This window comes from Bacillus sp. UNC322MFChir4.1 (genome assembly GCF_000746135.1).
Classification (GTDB): Bacteria; Bacillota; Bacilli; order Bacillales; family Bacillaceae_G; genus Bacillus_A.
Window position 1 is genome coordinate 75516 of the sequence record NZ_JQKQ01000023.1, and the last position, 18776, is coordinate 94291.

Genomic DNA, 18776 nt, shown 5'->3' on the forward strand with positions numbered 1-18776 from the left:
TTATGATTTAGTTTATTTTTATTTATAATATCATAATAAAATTAAACATTTCAACATATCGTTCACCTATTTTCAAACAAATCCAAATATCGTTTGTGTTTTGTGAATTCTAGAAGAAAAGTTCATATATCTCCAATAGAGCAAAAATTATATCAACGGAAAATTACTAATCATCAATAGCGAGATAAACAAAATAGGACTAGCTACCAAGCTAGTCCTATTTCTCATTTGCGCTATTAAACTTTTCTTTTTTCTCGATTAACTTAAGGAAAATGAAACCAACTATTGTAGATAAGAAGACGAAGAGTAATTGAAGATAGTCTAAATAAAATGATTGATTAGAATTTTCTAGAGTGAACACTGCAACGCTTGTCCATTCCGAGTTATCAACCAAAAACAACTCTGATAATATATAACCTGATAAGCACTGTAACACAATGAATGTAATAAGGACGGTTAAAGTAGAAATAACATATTTCACTATTTTCACCTCACTTCTCATGTCCTTATTTTATCAATTTCCCACTTTTTATGTTATATGAAATCGTTTTGGTTCCATCCCTGCCGGTGCAATTGCATCAAGTGTAGTGTTTTTTCTTCTTTACTCCCCTTATGTTCAATACGATTTGTCACGATCCCATCTTTCATAAACAAAATACAATCTCCTATTTCCGCTGCCACGTCCATCATATGTGTAGAAAAAATAACAATTGTCCCCATCTTCTTAATGTCCTGTAAAACCTCAACAAATGCATTGACCCAATATGGATCTAAACCATTTGTCGGTTCATCTAATAATAATAGTTTTGGCTCCCCTAACAATGCTTGTCCAAATACTAATCGTTGCCGCATTCCCTTTGATAAATGTTTTACAAGTTCATTCCTCTTTTCAATTAAACCGATCTTTTCTAAAATTTCTTGTATTTGTTGCCCTCTTACCTTTCGTAATACACCATAAAAGGTAAGAAATTCATGCACAGTCATCATTTCCTGCGCATGGAAGTCATCTGGCATATATCCAATTTGTGACACGTATGCAGTCCTATTTTCATGAAGAGCAATACCATTCAATACAATCGTTCCATCTGTCGGTCTTGAAATACCTGCCAATATATGAAGAAGTGTACTTTTTCCTGCACCGTTCCCGCCGCATAGTACGATACACGTTCCTGCTTCTACTTGAAGTGAAAAGTGAGAGAGTGCTTGTTTTGTCTTATATTCTTTTGAAACCTCTGTAACTTGTAAAAGTGTCATTGCATCTTTCTCCTTTCTAGCTTCCATGCAGATAGAGCAAAACCAAATGTCATATATATTACTGTATATAAAATGAGAACGCTCCACGCCGCCTCAGATTGTAAAAAGGTAACGAGAGAATCATATGCTTGTCCAAATATTGCACCACCACCTAATTGAACAACGAATACGATACGAAGCAATTCAGCGGGATTAAGAAATAAAGCTACTTTTAGAAGCACAGCAATCATCGGATACGGAACAAAGTTAAGAACAGCGATAAGCGCAGTAGGCCAAATCATAATGAAGAAAAACCAAACCCCAACAGATATAGTTAGTGCCTGCCATCTTGTTACGACAAAAGAACCGATCACAACACCAATTATTAGAAAGAAAAGCATTAATACGATTGAGAATACATAAAGGGCCAGTATCCATTTCATAGATAGCGCACTTCCACTAACAAGACCGATTAGAAGACTTATACCATAACTTAGCGTAAAAATAATAAGCTGCGCTGTAAATTGTCCGAATGCTTTTCCCATTACGTATGCAACACTAGAAATAGGATACGTACTTAATAACCGCCACTGTCCGTTTTCCATTTCATTTGCGATAGAAAAAGAAATGATAATAAGCATAAATAGCGGTATAATATACAACACTAAATTCGCCATTGTACCTGTCATATTTGTGTATCCAGTTATAGTAGGTGAATTTCGCCCTAGTAAAAATAGTAACGACATAACACTCGTCCAAAGAATGACAAATGTATAAGATGAACGTTGTCTTATCGTGATCCGCCACTCAGATTGCCAAATGTGCCACATAAAATCCCTCTTTCCGTAAAAAAGGACAACCAGAACGGTTATCCTTTTTTTATTAATGAGAATGATTCATATCCTTTTTCTTTGCATTCTCTTCTTTTATTTTCATCATCATATCCATGTTCTTTGTCCATTCATGCTTTTCCAACTCTTTTGCAGTTAACACTTCACCCTTATTTTTAGAGACAAAGCTGTCTGCATCTTTTTTATCTTTGAATGAAATTACATTATAAGCCATCGGTGTTTTAATATCTTTGTCATAAACATAAGTCGCTTTGTCTACTTCAACCCACTCTTTTGAATTGTAATCGCGTACAAATTTTGCTTGCAACTTTTCATTCTTATTTTTATTCATCCATTTGTACATACAACCAAGGTCATCAAATTTTAATGATTTACCGTTTTCAAGAATTACTTCTGTTCCGAATTGATCATTCGTCACAAGCATATTACAATTGGCACATTTATCATTTTTCTCGTCAATTGCTACTGGCTTAACTTCCTTTTTCCCGCAGCCAACTACTGTCAATAAAAGAGCTGCAACTATTGTAATCAATAAACCTTTCAATTTCATCTTCTTTTCCTCCCAATTTTAAATAAAGTGATACTTATTGCTAACATACTTACAATGATCATTCCAATTTGCATCTTAAATGAGAAATTATTTTCTTCCTTTTTTCCTCTAGTTGTCATCATAGGTTCATAATCAGTTAAAACTCGACTTTCAGGACTTTTCAACAATGTTTGGAGTACAATCATACCAGGCGCTTGGAAAAACAGTTGATATTCTGGGACTTCATTTGTTAATGTTAGAAAAAATGGATCTGCTCTATGCGGAATGCTGCTCATACCATTTCCCTTTGTATCCAGTTTCAATGATGCGTCCCAATAATTATGTATAATTTCGTTTTCATTGCTGTTTATCGCTTGAGATTCATTTACATTTCCAACAAAGACATTGTCAGACACATGATTTTCATTCGCATTTTTAAATTGCATGCCAATAAAATTCTCAGTTACTTCATTATCTGAAATCTGGTTGTTATTCGCATTTTCCACATACATCCCTACACGATTATTAGAAATTCGATTTCCAATCGTTTCCGTGTTCTCTGCATCATACAGCAATAAACCCTGTGCATTAACATTACGATTATTGAAAGTTAACTCGTTCCTTTCAATTTTTGTTTCTTTTGTTCCCATCACCATTGCACCTGTAATATTGTTGTGAGACTTGTTATTCTGTACGGTTATTTGATTTGAAAACATAATATGTATGCCATAACGAGAATTTCCGATAGCATTACGAGTTATTCGATTAAAATGACTATTTTCTATATAAATGCCATCTCTTACTTTATCAATCTCGACCCCTTGAATCATATTGTTATTTGATTCCCATAAGTCAATTCCATTTCCTTTAGAATTCCCTTTAATCAAACTACCTTCTACTACCGTATCACTTGCCCTATTTAATTTAATCCCGAACTGCTTTGTGTAGATTTGAAGATTTTTCAACCGATGATTCTTACCAGTAACATGAATAGCTTCCGTGTCTGCCCTACTACTGCATTGTTCTACCTTTATATGCTTCAAGGTGACAGATTGTCCTTTTACCGTAATAACGGGTTCTTTACGACAAGAGCGAACAATAACTTCTCCCGTCCCTTCCAAAGTAATAGGCTTTGAAAGAACGATTGCTTCATCATAATTACCACTCGGTATTTTCACGATTCCATATTCAGGAGCAGCGTCAATTTGAGATTGCAACGTATCCTGTGCATAAGTATGGAATGAACAACTTAAAAAAATGATACAAAAGAGAAAAAAGACTCGAGTTATTTTCATATAGCAATCTCCTCAAATATCAGTCGACCTACATGAAGGATAACAAACAATTGTGTGGAATTTGTGAAGTAATTTTGTATTTTTTGACAAAAAAAAGATATTTTTAAATATAAATCCATTTTACTTTTTCAATATATAAGTCACTTGTATAAAGAACAAAACATAGCCTGCACTCACTTGCTCCTTTTGTTTTAAGCCTGGCATGTGGCAGAAATAGGCACTGACCGCATCTATGCATGGCCATATACTCTCGCTCACCTCAAAAGGAAGAGGTTTTTGTGTCGTTTTTTCACTTTGTATTTATACACGATTCCTTTATAGACTAAAAAAATAGGATCCTTATACTGTAAGCCTAAGTAATGAATAAAAGTAATAAGCCTTACAGCATTAACCAACTTATTTAGCAAGGTACGCACGAGTATTGATGTATAACATTTAAAAAAACAGCACAGGAGAAGGCCCCTCTTGGGCTTTTTACTTAGGAATCTACACAGCAAACTGCAAATTATATATGCAAGATTTTATGCAAACAACGGAAACAGGTACTACCACCAAACACAGTCGTGGCGCGGTAGTATGAAATCCTGCATACAGTTAAGCCATTGGGAGAACGGCAGATCCTTGCCCCACAAGGGCTGCGACGCAAACATCACTGTCGATAATGTTACGTTATGTAAAACCCACATGTATAGAATATACAAGAGGAATTCTTTCCTACTTACACGAATGTATTATGATAGAGAACGTCCTGATAATAAGGGGGCATCACATGTTTAAACAATTTTGGGCATGGATAAAGGGAGAAAAAATGGATCAAAATCTAGACTTTGGCCCGATTATATCAAAATCTGAGATAAATGAAGAGCTAAAGAAGAAGATTATGCATTTGGAGACAACAGCTGAGGAACTTTGTATTAAATACCAAGCAATATACAAAGACCCCTTTGAAAAAAAGGGAAAGAGAAACCTTCAATTATGGACTGCTCGTGACATAGATGGTGATGAATCAAATCAACTTACTTCAAGTCAATGCTTAGAAGCTGAATATCGATCTTTAATAGCAATTGACTACGAGGGTGAACCCAAACTAGATGAGGGTTTTTATAGATGTACTATTGAGCTTTGGTATTATTATCAAGGCTTCTCCCACAATAGTGGTACAGGACATCTGTATATAAGTAGTGTAAATCAATTAGAAGAGGAAATTACAGAAACATTAGAACTATTGCTTAATGAATCATGACTTCCGCTAACAGTGATTATGTGAATTTCACATCAGATTGATATTTAATAAAAGAAATTTTATAAGTTGATTGAACATCTAAAAGGAGTATGGGGTATTTTGAGAAAAACTAAAATGAGAAACTATGTGAAATTATTTATTCTCTACTTAATTATAATTTTAATATATTTCCTATTGTTCGATTACAGTAAAGTATATATTAAGGCAAAAATAAATAACGAATTTTTATATCAATTATATTTATTAATAGGACGTATTAGTATAGGTTTGGGAATATATTTTATTCCAGATAAGCTAGGTATTAAGATTAAATTCAGATTTAAATTTCTTATAGCAGTTATCGCAATGATAACTACTATGATTTTTCTTGATATAGTTGGTTTAATGGAATAGCTTTGATAACTTCATATTTTATTATCAAGTGGCCTAATAAAAAGTTATCGTTTAGCAAAATCTATATTTCTACAAATAATTGCACTCCTGCTAAGAGAGGTTATGTTAACCATACATGAATATGATATACAGAAAAGGTTACCTCTGATTAGTATGGAATACAACCTTAAAGAAATCATTTACTCGGAGGGCTATATATGGACAAAGAATATGAAGAAACATTTGTCAAAATTTTTTTTCTAAGAGATTATGTGACAGGGTTCTATTTGAATTATTTTCTCCTAAAAAAAGAAAAGATGCCTTATGGCGTTTAAATCATAACTACAACATTGTCTTGAATGAAAAATACATCGTAAGCATCACACAACGTATAGCTAACGCCGACGAACTCCTACAACTATTAAAAAATTATGGTGCTCAGGATAGCTGTTATGTTATGTCCTTAAACGAAGATGTAGACGGTAGGCACTTACCTTTACACATTGCAGTAGAAAAAATAGCTTTCTATGGTTTGTCTTCTATCATTTCATGTGTTCCAGACAAACTTGCATATTTTCAAACTGAGCAAGATTACGGTCCCCGTGAAAGATATCTTTTAAAAAGAAATTGAAAATACTTGGAACATTTTTTATAAATCGACTTCCAGTAACGGGAACTATGTCGACTAAAATGAAGACCGCGCGGTCTTCATTTTTTTGTACACAGCTTATTGAGGGTTTTACTGCAACATCGGTTCTTCTATGTTGTAGTAAATGAGGTCATATGCTGTACAAAAAAAGAATAGATCAAGCACATAATCTCTACTTGTATCTATTCTCCTCATTTCCTCTCTTATAAAAACTATAATATTATATAAAAGATGTTGTCTTAATCAAGAATATCCTGGTTTTTATATTACTTAATAAACACTTGGGAATCCTATCTTTGAAAATCATTTCATTCTTTCGGTTCAATCATTTTCTTCGGATCTACAATTTCATCAAATTGATCCTCTGTTAATAAACCTGATTGCAGTGCTGCTTCTTTTAATGTTAATCCCTCTTTATGTGCATATTTTGCAATTTTCGCTGCATTTTCATAACCGATATGCGGATTTAATGCCGTTACAAGCATTAACGAATTATTTAAGTGCCGCCTAGTTATTTCTTCATTCGCTTCAATACCGACTGCACAGTTATCATGAAACGAAACAATCGCGTCTGCTAATAATCGAGCGGATTGCAAGAAATTGTAAGCAATGACCGGTTTAAAGACGTTTAATTCAAAGTTCCCTTGACTTGCCGCAAAGCCGATCGTTGCATCATTTCCCATAACTTGCGCTGTGACCATCGTTAACGCTTCACTTTGCGTTGGATTTACTTTTCCTGGCATAATCGAGCTCCCTGGCTCATTTGCTGGAATCGTAATCTCCCCAAGGCCACTGCGCGGTCCGCTTGCGAGCCAACGGACATCGTTTGCAATTTTCATTACATCAGCTGCTAACGCTTTTAACGCCCCGTGCGTATAAACAACTTCATCATGGCTTGTTAACGCATGGAATTTATTTGGAGCTGATACGAATTGTTTTCCTGTAAAGTTACTAATTTCTTTTGCAACCATATCGCCGAATTTGGGATGAGCATTAATCCCCGTTCCAACCGCAGTCCCACCAATTGCGAGCTCTTTCATATAAGTACTGCTTTCTCTTATCATCCGCTCCGTCTTTTCAAGCATGCGATGCCAACCGCTCACTTCTTGTCCTAACGTTAACGGCGTTGCATCTTGCAAATGAGTACGACCAATTTTAATAATATGAGAGAACTCGTTTACTTTTTCTTGTAACGTTTCTTTTAATTTAGCTACTGCTGGTAATACTTGTTCTTCTACAGCTATCAAACATGCAATATGAAGTGCTGTTGGAAATGTATCATTTGAACTTTGAGACATGTTTACATCATCGTTCGGATGAATATGTAGATTTAGCCCTTTTTCTCGTAAAATTTGATTTCCGCGATTTGCTATCACTTCATTTACATTCATATTTGACTGTGTCCCACTTCCTGTCTGCCAAACAACAAGTGGAAAATGATCATCCCATTTTCCTGATAAAATTTCATCAACCGCCTCTACAATTGTACTCGCCTTTTCATCTGCTAGCTTTCCTAACTTTTGATTACTAAGCGCTGCACTTTTCTTTAAAATTGCAAATGCCCGAACAATTTCAAGTGGCATTTTCTCTGTTCCAATCGGAAAGTTCTCCTTACTACGCTGCGTTTGTGCTGCCCATAATTTATCAGCTGGAACTTTCATTTCTCCTAATGTATCTCTTTCAATTCTATACTCCATGTTTTCATCCCCTTAGAATTAAATGCCTTCCTTTTCATTTTATCGAAAACACTGCAAATAACAAATATTACCACTAAAAATATAAAAAAAATCATCCTCACGCTATTAGCGAAAGGATGATTTTCCCCATACTATGATACTTGCTTTGCTTCCTCTGCACCATCTACATACCAAATAAATTTACCTGTATATCCGTAAATAACAGCGAGCACTAATGATACAAAGCTCAGCCACATAAATGGTAGATAAGCTAACGTTGATACGCCTAGGATACCTGCCATAAAGATACCGTTATCAGACCATGGAACCATCCCTGATGTGAGTGTTCCACCTACTTCTGAGTTACGCGCTAAAATGCGGCGATCTAATTTTAATTTATCATAGCTTTCTTCCATAATTTTTGGTGTTAAAATTAACGATACATACATAGCACAGCCAAATACGTTTGCTAGAAATGCAACAATTAACGTCGAAAGTGTTACATTTCCTGCAGATGTTAATTTTTTCTCAAACTTCGAAACAATAACTTTTAAAACGCCAAGCTTTTCTAGTAAACCACCAAAACCGAGTCCGAAAATAATAACAGCAACAGAACTGAGCATTCCTTCAATTCCGCCGCGATTTAGTAATTTATCAATAAAGTCGATACCGGAATCAATAGAAAAACCTTTGTAAGCTGTGCCAATCGCATCTCCAAAAGGCATTCCTTGGAACACAGCTGCCCAGATTGCACCAAGAAGAGCTCCCATTGCAATTGTAGGCATAGATGGACGTTTCATCGCTAAAAGGATAATGACAACGACCGCTGGAACGAGCATCCAAATGTGAATATCAAACTGCTTTAATAAAGATGCCTTTAAAAAATCTACTTTTTCTAAATCTACATTCTCCCCGCCATATATCCAGCCCGCAACTGTAAACATAATACCTGTAATAATATAAGCTGGAATATCTAAATACAACATCGCACGAACGTGTGCAATAACATCTACTTTCGCCATAGAAGCTGCAAGTACAGTGCTATCAGATAATGGTGATAATTTATCTCCGAAATACGCACCGGACAGCACTGCACCAGCTACAAGCGGAAGTGGTAATCCAAGTCCTTCTCCAATTGCCATCATAGCAATACCAGCTGTACCTACCGTCCCCCAAGAAGTACCAGTCGCGATAGATGTTATCGAACAAATAATTAATGTTGCTAATAGAAAGATACTTGGGTGAATAAATTCTAAACCATAATAAATTAGTGTTGGCACAACACCGCCAGCAATCCAAGTTCCAATAAGAGCTCCAACCGCTACTAATATTAAAATTGCTTCAAGTCCATTCGAAATTCCTTTTGTAATTGCATCTTGTAATTCTTGATAACGAAACCCAAGTCTTAATCCAAGCGCAATGACAAGAAACCATGAAATAAATAACGCAAGCTGAATCGGTAAATTAAAAGTTGTCTGAAATGAAAAGACAACGCCTAAAAATAATAGCAAAAGAATGATGATTTCTATCATCGATGGTAATCTTACACTTTTCAAATTTCTTCTCTCCTTATGAAGTAATAACATGATGCATGTCGTATAGTTACCTATACATAAACATAACTAGGTAAAATATAAATATTCAAACTATTCCGATTTGTTTTTTTAGTATAATAAATACACGACCTTTTTTATTTTAAAAGTAGAGCCCATTTTTCGCAATGATAATTTTAAAAAATACAATATTTTTTCTTATTTTACTTATATTCAATCCAAGTCATCAAAAAAAGCTATTTAAAAATAACTTCTTTTTGTATTGCCAACTCACATAAGTATGTATAATATTTTTAAATTTACATTTACAGATAACCAATAACCGAAAACGTTATTTATAACAACGACAATTCAATCCATGTCATAAATTACTGTTTTCCCTTAGGAATTGTATAATTTGTCTTTGATGATGGTTATCGTGGTCTGTAAATTCCTTAACAATATATATAAGTGAATAAGGTGTTCCAGTATGTGGACAATGAGTTACACCGTTTGCAGTTAATGGTTTTATTAACTTTTCGGTTGGCAGTTCGTTAAGTTCTTTCACAAGTAGTTCCCTTATATCTTTTGCTTCTTCAAGAAGCTTTGATTGTGATATGCCTGATTTTGCGTAGTTTGATGCCTTTTTATTATGTTTGTAAAAATCAGGAAACTCCATTCCCTTTTCATTTTGTACAGATGGAAGGACTTCTGTTAATAGATGATTATCCCACTTCATAATATGTGCTATTATCTCACTTACAGACCATTTCCCTTCAGCTGTTGGTTTAAACCATACTGTTTCATCGATTTCTTCTAAAGTGATTAACCAAGATGAATAATGATTAAAATGACTAATTATATTTTTTATCTCACTCAAATTAACCCCTCTTTTCAAAATTAATTTCATATAATTATAACATAAAACGAACGTATATTCGCTAAAAGTTGCAAAAATAACAATCTTTGAGAAAAAGACTAAAAATAAAATGACTTTATTACTCACACATCTTCTTTACTTCTCTCTCATTCGTGAATAACCCCTCCTTATCCACCTTAGAAGTGCACCCCAATTGTTAGACACAGTCTAACAATTGGGGTGCACTTCTTTCCTTGAGAAAGGGGAATTCTTTTGGAAATATGTTAAATAAGATCTTACTGCCCGCAAATAACGAGATAAAAATTCCCGATAAAAAAACTGCTGAGAATCTTTTCTCAACAGTTCTTTTATCCAACAATTCTTTCTTTTTGCTGTTCTTTTTTCTCTGAAAGTAATGCATACGGTGTACACATATATGTCATCGCAACTGGATCATACACAACACGCGCTTTCACACCAAACACTGTTTCAAACAACTCATCATTTAAAATCTCATTTGGTGCTCCTTCCATTACTTTATCTCCATCTTTAATCGCAACAATGTGATGCGCATATTTAGCTGCATGATTTAAATCATGTACAACCATAACAACCGTTCGATTTTCTTCTTCATTTAACTTTTTCAATAACTCTAATACTTCTAACTGGTGGGCCATATCCAAGTACGTAGTCGGTTCATCTAATAATAATAATTCCGTATCTTGCGCAAGTGCCATCGCAATCCAAACGCGCTGACGCTGTCCGCCTGACAATTCATCTAATGTACGATCTGTAAATTGATTCATTCCAGTTACTTCAAGTGCCCAGTTTACCATTTCATAGTCTTTATCCGTTCGCTTTCCAAGCAAACGCTGATGCGGATAACGTCCATGCCAAACGAGACCTTCTACCGTTAATCCTTCGGGTGCTGTCGGTGATTGTGGTAAAATTGCCAATTTCTTTGATACTTCTTTTGTTGGCATCGTATGAATTGCTTTACCATCTAAATATACGTGACCCTTAGTTGGTTGCAGTAGCCGTGCTAACGATTTTAAAATCGTTGACTTTCCGCATCCATTTCGGCCAACAAGTGCCGTAATTTTCCCTTCTGGAATATATAGATCGAGATGATTAATAATCGTTTGATTTCCATACGTAAGTTCCAGTTGTTCCGTATGTAAACTAGTCATCTTGTTCACTCCTTATTTTTTTATAGGAGACTATGTTCCTTTTCTAATGACGAGTAAATATATAAAATATGGTGCGCCAATGAGTGCTGTAATAATACCAGCTGGTATTTCAATTGGCGGGATAATAATCCTTCCTACCATATCTGCCCCCGTAACGAGTAATGCACCGAGTAATGCTGAAATTGGTAAGAACAATCTACTATCCGATCCAACAAGTAGACGCGCCGCATGTGGGATAACAAGCCCCACAAAACTAATTGTCCCCGCTACTGCTACTGAACTTGCAGCTAAAGCAACAGCTACGCCGATCAGCACAAGACGAACAACATTGATACGCATACCTAACCCCTTTACTGTTTCTTCATTTAATAATAAAAGGTTAATTTGCTTATAACTTATAAATGTAATAGCCGCTCCAATTATTGTCCATGGCCATAGCATATCAACATGTTCCCAAGATCTTGCATATAAACTTCCCTTTAGCCATACAAGAGCTTGTGAGGAATCAACCGCAAATTTCACAATAATAAATGTAATAAGAGCCTGTAAACCCGTAGAAATAGCAACTCCGCAAAGTGCAAGACGTTCCGGTTCTACTCCTCCCTTTTGATACGATAATACATACACTAGCAAACTCGCAATCATTGCCCCGGCAAATGCAGCAATAGGGAGCATAATTGCTGGTACACTTGGAAACATAAGGAGCATAATAACAGCTGCTAATCCTCCACCAGCAGAAACTCCAATAATATCAGGTGCTGCAAGCGGATTTCGTGTTACACTTTGTAAAATCGATCCAGATAAGGCCATGTTAACTCCAACTAAAATCGCTATAATAAGCCGCGGCAAACGATATTTTAGTACAACACCTTCTCCTCTCATCAGTCCTTCTATAATCTCAGCAAGTGGTGTTGGTACAGCCCCAAGCCGCAAACTTAGCAAAGAAAGCGCAATTAGCAATATAAATCCTACTATTATAACAATTGTAAACCGGCCGAACTTCTTCATTTCACAGCACCTCGCTTCCTTCTCATTAAATAAATGAAGAATGGTGTACCTAATAGTGCTGTTATAACACCAACAGGCGTCTCTGCTGGATAAGACACCCACTGCGCTGCAAAATCTGCGATGACAAGAAGATTAGCGCCGAGCAATGCTGAAAATGGTAAAATAATTCGATAATCTTGACCAATTAGTTTTCTTGCAATATGCGGAACTATGAGTCCGATAAAACCAATCGGTCCAGCTACCGCAACTGCACTACCGACAAGAAGAACAACGAAAAACGCAAATACTCTCCGAATCAAAAGTACATTTACACCAAGTCCACGCGCTGTCTCTTCACCAAGTGATAAAATATTTAATTGATTTGCTAGAAAAAAAACAAAAACCATAACAGGTACTGCCGATACTACCATCATTTTTATATCTTGCCAATTTGCCCCTGATAACTTTCCAGCCATCCAATATAAAATTTCTGTTAATTGTGTTTCGTATAACAAAATCGCTCCTGTCGTTAATGATCCAAGAAATAGACTCACTGCAATGCCAGCAAGTACAAGACGTGAAGGCGTATATTCACCACGAAATGCTAATGAATAAATCACACTCCCACCTGCAGCAGCCCCGAGAAATGCTGCTAGTAAAATAACGAAACTCGTATCCTTCTCTCCAAAAATTAAAAGGGCAATGACAACAAAACAAGAAGCTCCTTGATTGATTCCCATATTTTCTGGATCAGATAACGGATTTCGCGTAATCCCTTGTAAGAGACATCCGGCAACAGCTAATGCCGCGCCAAGTAAAGCGCCTAGCACGACACGTGGTACACGTACTTGCCAAACTGTATAGTAAATTAAATTTTTCGTATCCGTTGCAAATACTTCTGTTATGTTATGAAATGATAATCCTTTTACACGAAATAATGCAGAGAGAGCTCCAACCATTATTAATAGTAGAAAAAAGAAAATAAATTGCAAAGTAGAAGAAGCATACGGGTGTAACGCCCGTCTGCTTCTAGTTTGTGAATGATACAAAGTCTCCAACTCCTTATTTAGAAGACTGACCTGTTAATGCTGGAAGTGCCTCATCTAAAATTTTATTTGCTGCAATTGGACCGCGTCCACGTGCCCAAAGATTACGGTCAACATCAATTACATGCTTTTCTTTCACTGCTTTTAAGTTATTGTATAGCGGATTATTTTTAAACTTCTCTACGTTTTCTCCATATAAGAAGATATAGTCTGGATTGATTTCATTTAGACGTTCCATCGTAATTTTAGCAATTTCTGCTTTACCTTCTGTTTTTTCTTTTTTACCTTCATATGCGTACTTCACGCCAACATCTGTCATTAACGAACCAATAAATGAATCTTTAATCCATACAGAAAATTCATCATCAAAAGCACCAATTACAAGTACCGTTGGATTTCCTGTTACTTTCTCTTTTGCTTTTGAAATTTTATCTTGTAATTCTGTACGAATCTTTTTCGCTTGTTCTTCTTTTCCAACTGCTTTAGCAATCGTATCCATATTTTTCATTACTTCTTCATAGCTGTTATCATCGAATGCAATTGTTGGAGCAATATCTTTTAATTCTTTTTGAATCATATTGTGACGATCTTTACTAGCAATAATTAACTCTGGTTTCACAGATGAAATAACTTCTAAGTTCGGTGCTTTTCGCTCCCCAACATCTTTAACTTTTGATGCTTTATCTTGTAAATATTCTGGAATTTTCGTTTTTCCTACTCCAGCATTTGCAACTGGTGTAACACCTAAATCTACTAATGTATCAATAAATGAAAAGTCAAGAGTTACTATATTTTTTGGTGTTTCTTTTAACTCCGTTTCTCCCCACTCATGTTTAATTTTTACTGATCCTGCTTGATTTTTTGCTTCTGCTTTATCTTCTTTTTTAACTGTTTCTTTTGCTCCTCCACTGCATCCAGCAAGCGCCCCCACCGCTAATGACATAGCTACAAGTAAAGTACTCATTTTTTTCCTATTCATTATGTAATCCCCCATACCAGCAATATTGATAATCATTTTCATTTAATATGATAGCATAATTTTAGAAATTGTCTATCATTTTCTCCTAAAAAAATGTTTTTTGAAATGATTTATAGATAATACTCTGATGTGATCTTTATTTTATAAAACAAGCGCTTTTTGCAGCACTTCATCATACACATATTGTTTTCGTACAAGTGAAGAAACCATACCGCTTTGCAATGCACTATACGCCGGAACAAATGTCATTTTGTCCCCTATGCTGCGCGGTGTACTATCCGTTATATCAACAATTAAATGATCACTGCTTCCACCAAGAATTTCGATATTCTTATCAAAAGCTCGTAAACCGTTAATATCAAGATCCTGTTTTCCTATCGCAACAATTGCCCGTAGTCGCTCTCCTTTATCTTCAAAACACGGAACTTGGCCAAACGCATCTCTTCCAATGACTCCCCTTGGCATCGATGGCTTCCTTTTTATTTCGATGATTTCTGCTTCAATTGAAAATACATCTTGATACATAAAGGGAATATTTTTTCCATAAGCTGTTTCTTTTCCTAGAAAAATAGCTTCTCCAATCCGTAGAGAATTCACCCGTCCAATATGTCGTTTTTGCATAATTAGTGGTAACGAACTTGAATTACCTCCTGAGATAAACCGAAGTTGTGCGCCTATTTTCTTTTCTACTAAATTTGTTAATTGCGTTAGTTCTTGCAAAGAACTCTCAGTTGGAATCACACCACTAAAGCAAGTAAAGTTTGCTCCAATACCATCGAGTGCAATTCCAGGTATATTCGATACTCTTTGCGCTGCTTCTATCACTTGATGCGGCATCATTCCTTCGCGAAGATCACCTAAATCAACCATTAAAATGACACGATGTACTTTTCCATATGTTCTCGCTGCTCTTCCTAACGCTTCTATAATACTTAGTTCAGAATTCAAACTAATATCCGCACAAAGCACCGTTTCTTCTACTTCTGACAAAGCTGGCGTACGAATTAATAAGAGCTCCGCTTCTTTTCCGACAATAGAACGAATGTGATGAAGATGCTGCAATCTAGAATCAGCAAATCTTATATACTTTGCCTCTTGAAGCGTTTCAATTACCTCTTTCGCAGCGCCAATCCCTTTTGTCACTGGAAAACACATTAAATTTGAGCGCTCACATAATTGCTTCATCATCATCGCATTATGCTTTAATTTGGAAAGGTTTACTTTCATAATAGGCATCATGTTTCTTCCTCCTACTACATACAAAGTGGATTATGAAACTTTGTATACAAATAAGATTTCGCTTGATCTTGTATTCGCATTGAAAACAATGCTTTTGTTTCAATTTGCGCTGCGAAGATAGCTGCTTTTTGCTCTTCTGTTGCATCTTCCATATACTCCTTTACAATCGCAGCAATAATTCTCCATAATTCTTTTTCCTGTATGTCGTCTATCGCACGAGCTAACGTAAATAACACATCACCAAAGTGGTTTTGTAATACGGAATGAATAAACTTGTTATAAACTTCATTTCTATCATCTGTAAATACAACTGCTTCTTTCAAATTCGTAATATCTACTACTCTCGCTAATGTCTTCTTATGAATTCGCACGCCTCCTAAATCACGTACAAAAATACGCTGAATTTCTCCTTTCTTTGTAACAATAATAGAGTTCTGCATATGTCCTTCTAATGCAATTCCATATTGTAAAACAAGCTGTAGTAAAGGAATCATAACTTTCTCTGTATAATGAGCAACGTAATGAAATACCTCTTTTTTGCTAATCGTTTCTGTTCCAAAATATGTGCGCATAATATCTACAATCACTGGTTCATCTTCTTTTAACGGATTACTTGCGGTTAAACTAGCTCCAACCCATAGTAATTCTCCTTCTTGCTTATATATATGTGGACTTTCTCGTAAAACAAATGCGAGATTCCTTCCTAGATGAACATCATTATTTTTCGTAAAAGTGGCTCCAACTCGTTCACGAACAACTACTACTGATTGTGATAACTCTTTCTCATTTGCGTAAATCATATCAAACAGTGAAGAAAGAATCGGTCCGTTTACCGTTATTTCTGGTGATACCGTTCTAACTGCACTCGTAGCTTGTGCGCGTACTGGAAGCTTTACATGGTACGGCAATTCTAGTAGATTCATCGTTCGAAATGAAAGCGTCGCCCGGGACGAAAGTTGATATGGCATCGGAATGATACGCCCTTCCTCTAAATCAGTCTCATACTCCTTTGTTAACACATGTTCATATTGCCACGGATGAACAAGAAATGGATAATAATCCTCCATTTGTTTTCTTTGATTTACTAGTGTTTCATATGCTGTTTCATATAAATCTGGCATAACTTCATATAATAATGCTTTTTCAAAATGATCTCCTGTAACTGCTACTACATCCTTATGAACAAGTAATACATGTAATGGAACAATTTGTTCAAATTCAGGCGCAAATCGCTTTACTTCTTCTTTTGATAAACCTAGTTTCGTCTTTGTTGAAGGGTGCAGTGGATGTCCTTCAATCACTAATGACTCTGTATATGATAATTCATCAAATGACGTACATTTTTTTAATTCTTCAAAGAACTGGTATAAATTATTCGGTTTGTATTTCGCAAAAAACATCATGTTTGTTTCAAGTTGTTGGTTTACCCATTCTTGTTTTTGTTCCCATGCCTCATATGCTAGTGCTAAGTTCTCAACGCTATTCAATAATTCTTTCTGCAGAGCATCTGAAACATGAAGCTGAAAGAATGGTGCTACCTCCTCAAAAAATGCTTGTAATGAATCAATCCATCTCACATGCCCTCTTACTTTAAAGCGAATTGGGAAAGTAAATTCGTATCGTTCAAACGCCCCTTCTTGTTGCACTTCTAGTAATAATTCTGCCTCATTCATACAATCTATAATTTCAATACCATGCTCATGCTTTAGCACAGCACAACCTTCTAATACATTTTTCTCACGAATTAACGCATTACAAAAACGATTTAAAATACGATATTCTGCTTGTACTCGATTAATTTGTTTACTTTGAATGGACAACATTCTTCACCTTCCTGTTTTGTTTTTTCACTTTTATATATTGAAATGCAAATGGAATCATACATAAAATCCCCATCATTACAAATGTTTCAGTAATACCCACATATTCAATTGCATAACTTACAACGATTGAACCGAGCGGAATCATTCCTCGGTCCATTAATACAACACTAAGCATGAGACCTCGTTCTTCTTCACGAACATTGTTTTGAAAATAGACACGATTACTAGAACGTAACAACTGTCCAAAAAGACCGATAGAGAATAGTAGTATAAAAAACATAAATATATTACTAATAATAAGAAGCGCTATACTAATAGAAAACAAAAGTAAACTCATGTAATAAATCTTAACTTCTGAAATATACTCTAATATTCTCGGAAGAATAATCGTTGCTATAATCGCACCAATTGCTGCCGCAGACATCGCAATGCCAAACACTTCCGCTTTTCCAGTAAATTGATGAGAAACAAGGACAGGCAATACAGTCGTATACGAAAAGCCAAAAGCCATTGTAATCATTGATGTAATAAAAATATTTTTTCCCATATGATCATGAGAAAAATATTGAACAATTTGTTCCCAGCTTGCTTTTTTCTTTTCTTTTCGTTTTTTCATCGTCCGATCTTTCATTGGTAATACGAGAATGAAAGCAATAAGTGAACAAATTGCCTGCATCACAAATGTCAGCTCAATATGTCCTCCTGCAATTAAAAATCCAGCTACAGCAGGCCCTGTTGAACGGCAAACATTCATCACAAATGAATTCATAGATATTAATTTACTAATTTGATTGTTCGTATCAATGTCCGAAAGTAGTGTATTCCGATTTGGTGTTTCTAATGCACTTATTACTCCTCTCACAAATGAAAAAAGAAGAAAAATAAAAAAAGAAGGAGTAATAAGCACAACATAAATAGCAAGTAGAGTTGTAACCACTAGCCCCCAGAATGAATAAGACTTCATTAACTTCATACGTGGATACAGATCACAAAGCTTCCCTGCATATACACTAAACAATGCAATAGGAATCAGCCTTACAAAGTTAATCCACCCTAAATATGTAGCACTCTGATACAGGTCATAGACGTACCAATTGATCGCAGTCATTCCAAGCCAATTCCCCATAAATAAGAAAAATGAACTACTAAAAAATAGTTTACGAATAAAAACCACCCCGAAATTTTTTGTTGCATTTTCACATGCACTCTTTATAATTGATATTGATTATCATTATCTATGTAAAATACTATAAAATATTCTTTTTTATCTGTA

17 protein-coding genes are annotated in these 18776 nt (G+C 35.3%); 2 read left to right on the top strand and 15 right to left on the bottom strand.

Annotation, left to right across the window (positions count from 1 at the left end; translation table 11 throughout):
• Positions 1–217: 217 nt before the first annotated feature.
• Genes BR72_RS10520 through BR72_RS10540 form a run of 5 tightly spaced genes read right to left on the bottom strand, consistent with a single transcriptional unit; the run spans position 218 to position 3908 of the window.
• A complete protein-coding gene (locus BR72_RS10520) occupies positions 218–481 on the bottom strand; it encodes a hypothetical protein (protein WP_035432760.1) in 264 nt (87 codons plus the stop codon).
• 53 nt (positions 482–534) lie between these two features.
• Complete coding sequence (locus tag BR72_RS10525) at positions 535–1254, bottom strand: ABC transporter ATP-binding protein (protein WP_035432762.1); 720 nt, start codon at positions 1252–1254, stop codon at positions 535–537.
• Positions 1251–2063, bottom strand: coding sequence for an ABC transporter permease (locus BR72_RS10530; protein WP_035432764.1), 813 nt, complete (start codon positions 2061–2063; stop codon positions 1251–1253). The genes BR72_RS10525 and BR72_RS10530 overlap by 4 nt, the downstream gene beginning before the upstream one ends.
• 52 nt (positions 2064–2115) lie before the next feature.
• Positions 2116–2634 carry a nitrous oxide reductase accessory protein NosL gene (locus BR72_RS10535; protein ID WP_035432766.1) on the bottom strand — a complete coding sequence of 173 codons (519 nt, stop codon included), beginning with the start codon at positions 2632–2634 and terminating at the stop codon, positions 2116–2118.
• Positions 2631–3908: a right-handed parallel beta-helix repeat-containing protein gene (locus BR72_RS10540; protein ID WP_035432768.1), complete on the bottom strand. Its 1278-nt coding sequence runs from the start codon at positions 3906–3908 to the stop codon at positions 2631–2633. Before BR72_RS10540 ends, BR72_RS10535 begins: the two co-directional genes overlap by 4 nt.
• A gap of 769 nt (positions 3909–4677) precedes the next feature.
• On the opposite strand from BR72_RS10540, the gene BR72_RS10545 reads away from it, so the two are divergent.
• Together BR72_RS10545 and BR72_RS27460 are read left to right on the top strand one after the other, a co-directional pair.
• Positions 4678–5151: a hypothetical protein gene (locus tag BR72_RS10545; protein ID WP_035432770.1), complete on the top strand. Its 474-nt coding sequence runs from the start codon at positions 4678–4680 to the stop codon at positions 5149–5151.
• A gap of 99 nt (positions 5152–5250) precedes the next feature.
• Complete coding sequence (locus tag BR72_RS27460) at positions 5251–5544, top strand: hypothetical protein (protein ID WP_035432772.1); 294 nt, start codon at positions 5251–5253, stop codon at positions 5542–5544.
• 936 nt (positions 5545–6480) lie between these two features.
• Here BR72_RS27460 and fumC read toward each other — a convergent pair.
• The 10 genes from fumC to BR72_RS10600 form a co-directional block, all read right to left on the bottom strand.
• Positions 6481–7869 (bottom strand): class II fumarate hydratase, encoded by a 1389-nt coding sequence (fumC, locus tag BR72_RS10555; RefSeq protein ID WP_035432774.1) that lies wholly within the window; start codon positions 7867–7869, stop codon positions 6481–6483.
• A gap of 131 nt (positions 7870–8000) precedes the next feature.
• Entirely contained in the window at positions 8001–9404 is a 1404-nt protein-coding gene (nhaC, locus tag BR72_RS10560; RefSeq protein ID WP_035432777.1) for a Na+/H+ antiporter NhaC, read from the bottom strand.
• Between the two features lie 358 nt (positions 9405–9762).
• Positions 9763–10260 carry a DinB family protein gene (locus BR72_RS10565; protein WP_035432779.1) on the bottom strand — a complete coding sequence of 166 codons (498 nt, stop codon included), beginning with the start codon at positions 10258–10260 and terminating at the stop codon, positions 9763–9765.
• A gap of 347 nt (positions 10261–10607) precedes the next feature.
• On the bottom strand, positions 10608–11429 hold the full coding sequence (locus BR72_RS10570) for an ABC transporter ATP-binding protein (protein WP_035432781.1): 822 nt from the start codon (positions 11427–11429) through the stop codon (positions 10608–10610).
• Between the two features lie 30 nt (positions 11430–11459).
• The gene (locus BR72_RS10575) at positions 11460–12437 is read right to left on the bottom strand and encodes a FecCD family ABC transporter permease (RefSeq protein WP_035432783.1); all 978 of its coding nucleotides are present in this window, start codon (positions 12435–12437) and stop codon (positions 11460–11462) included.
• Positions 12434–13465, bottom strand: coding sequence for a FecCD family ABC transporter permease (locus BR72_RS10580; RefSeq protein ID WP_035432785.1), 1032 nt, complete (start codon positions 13463–13465; stop codon positions 12434–12436). The genes BR72_RS10575 and BR72_RS10580 overlap by 4 nt, the downstream gene beginning before the upstream one ends.
• A gap of 13 nt (positions 13466–13478) precedes the next feature.
• Positions 13479–14441: an ABC transporter substrate-binding protein gene (locus tag BR72_RS10585; protein ID WP_051957296.1), complete on the bottom strand. Its 963-nt coding sequence runs from the start codon at positions 14439–14441 to the stop codon at positions 13479–13481.
• Positions 14442–14582: 141 nt separating this feature from the next.
• Positions 14583–15680 (bottom strand): alanine/ornithine racemase family PLP-dependent enzyme, encoded by a 1098-nt coding sequence (locus tag BR72_RS10590; protein WP_035432786.1) that lies wholly within the window; start codon positions 15678–15680, stop codon positions 14583–14585.
• A gap of 14 nt (positions 15681–15694) precedes the next feature.
• Positions 15695–17503 (bottom strand): IucA/IucC family protein, encoded by a 1809-nt coding sequence (locus tag BR72_RS10595; protein WP_231559702.1) that lies wholly within the window; start codon positions 17501–17503, stop codon positions 15695–15697.
• Positions 17484–18677, bottom strand: a complete 1194-nt coding sequence (locus BR72_RS10600; RefSeq protein ID WP_269320425.1) for an MFS transporter — start codon at positions 18675–18677, stop codon at positions 17484–17486. Before BR72_RS10600 ends, BR72_RS10595 begins: the two co-directional genes overlap by 20 nt.
• Positions 18678–18776: the final 99 nt, after the last annotated feature.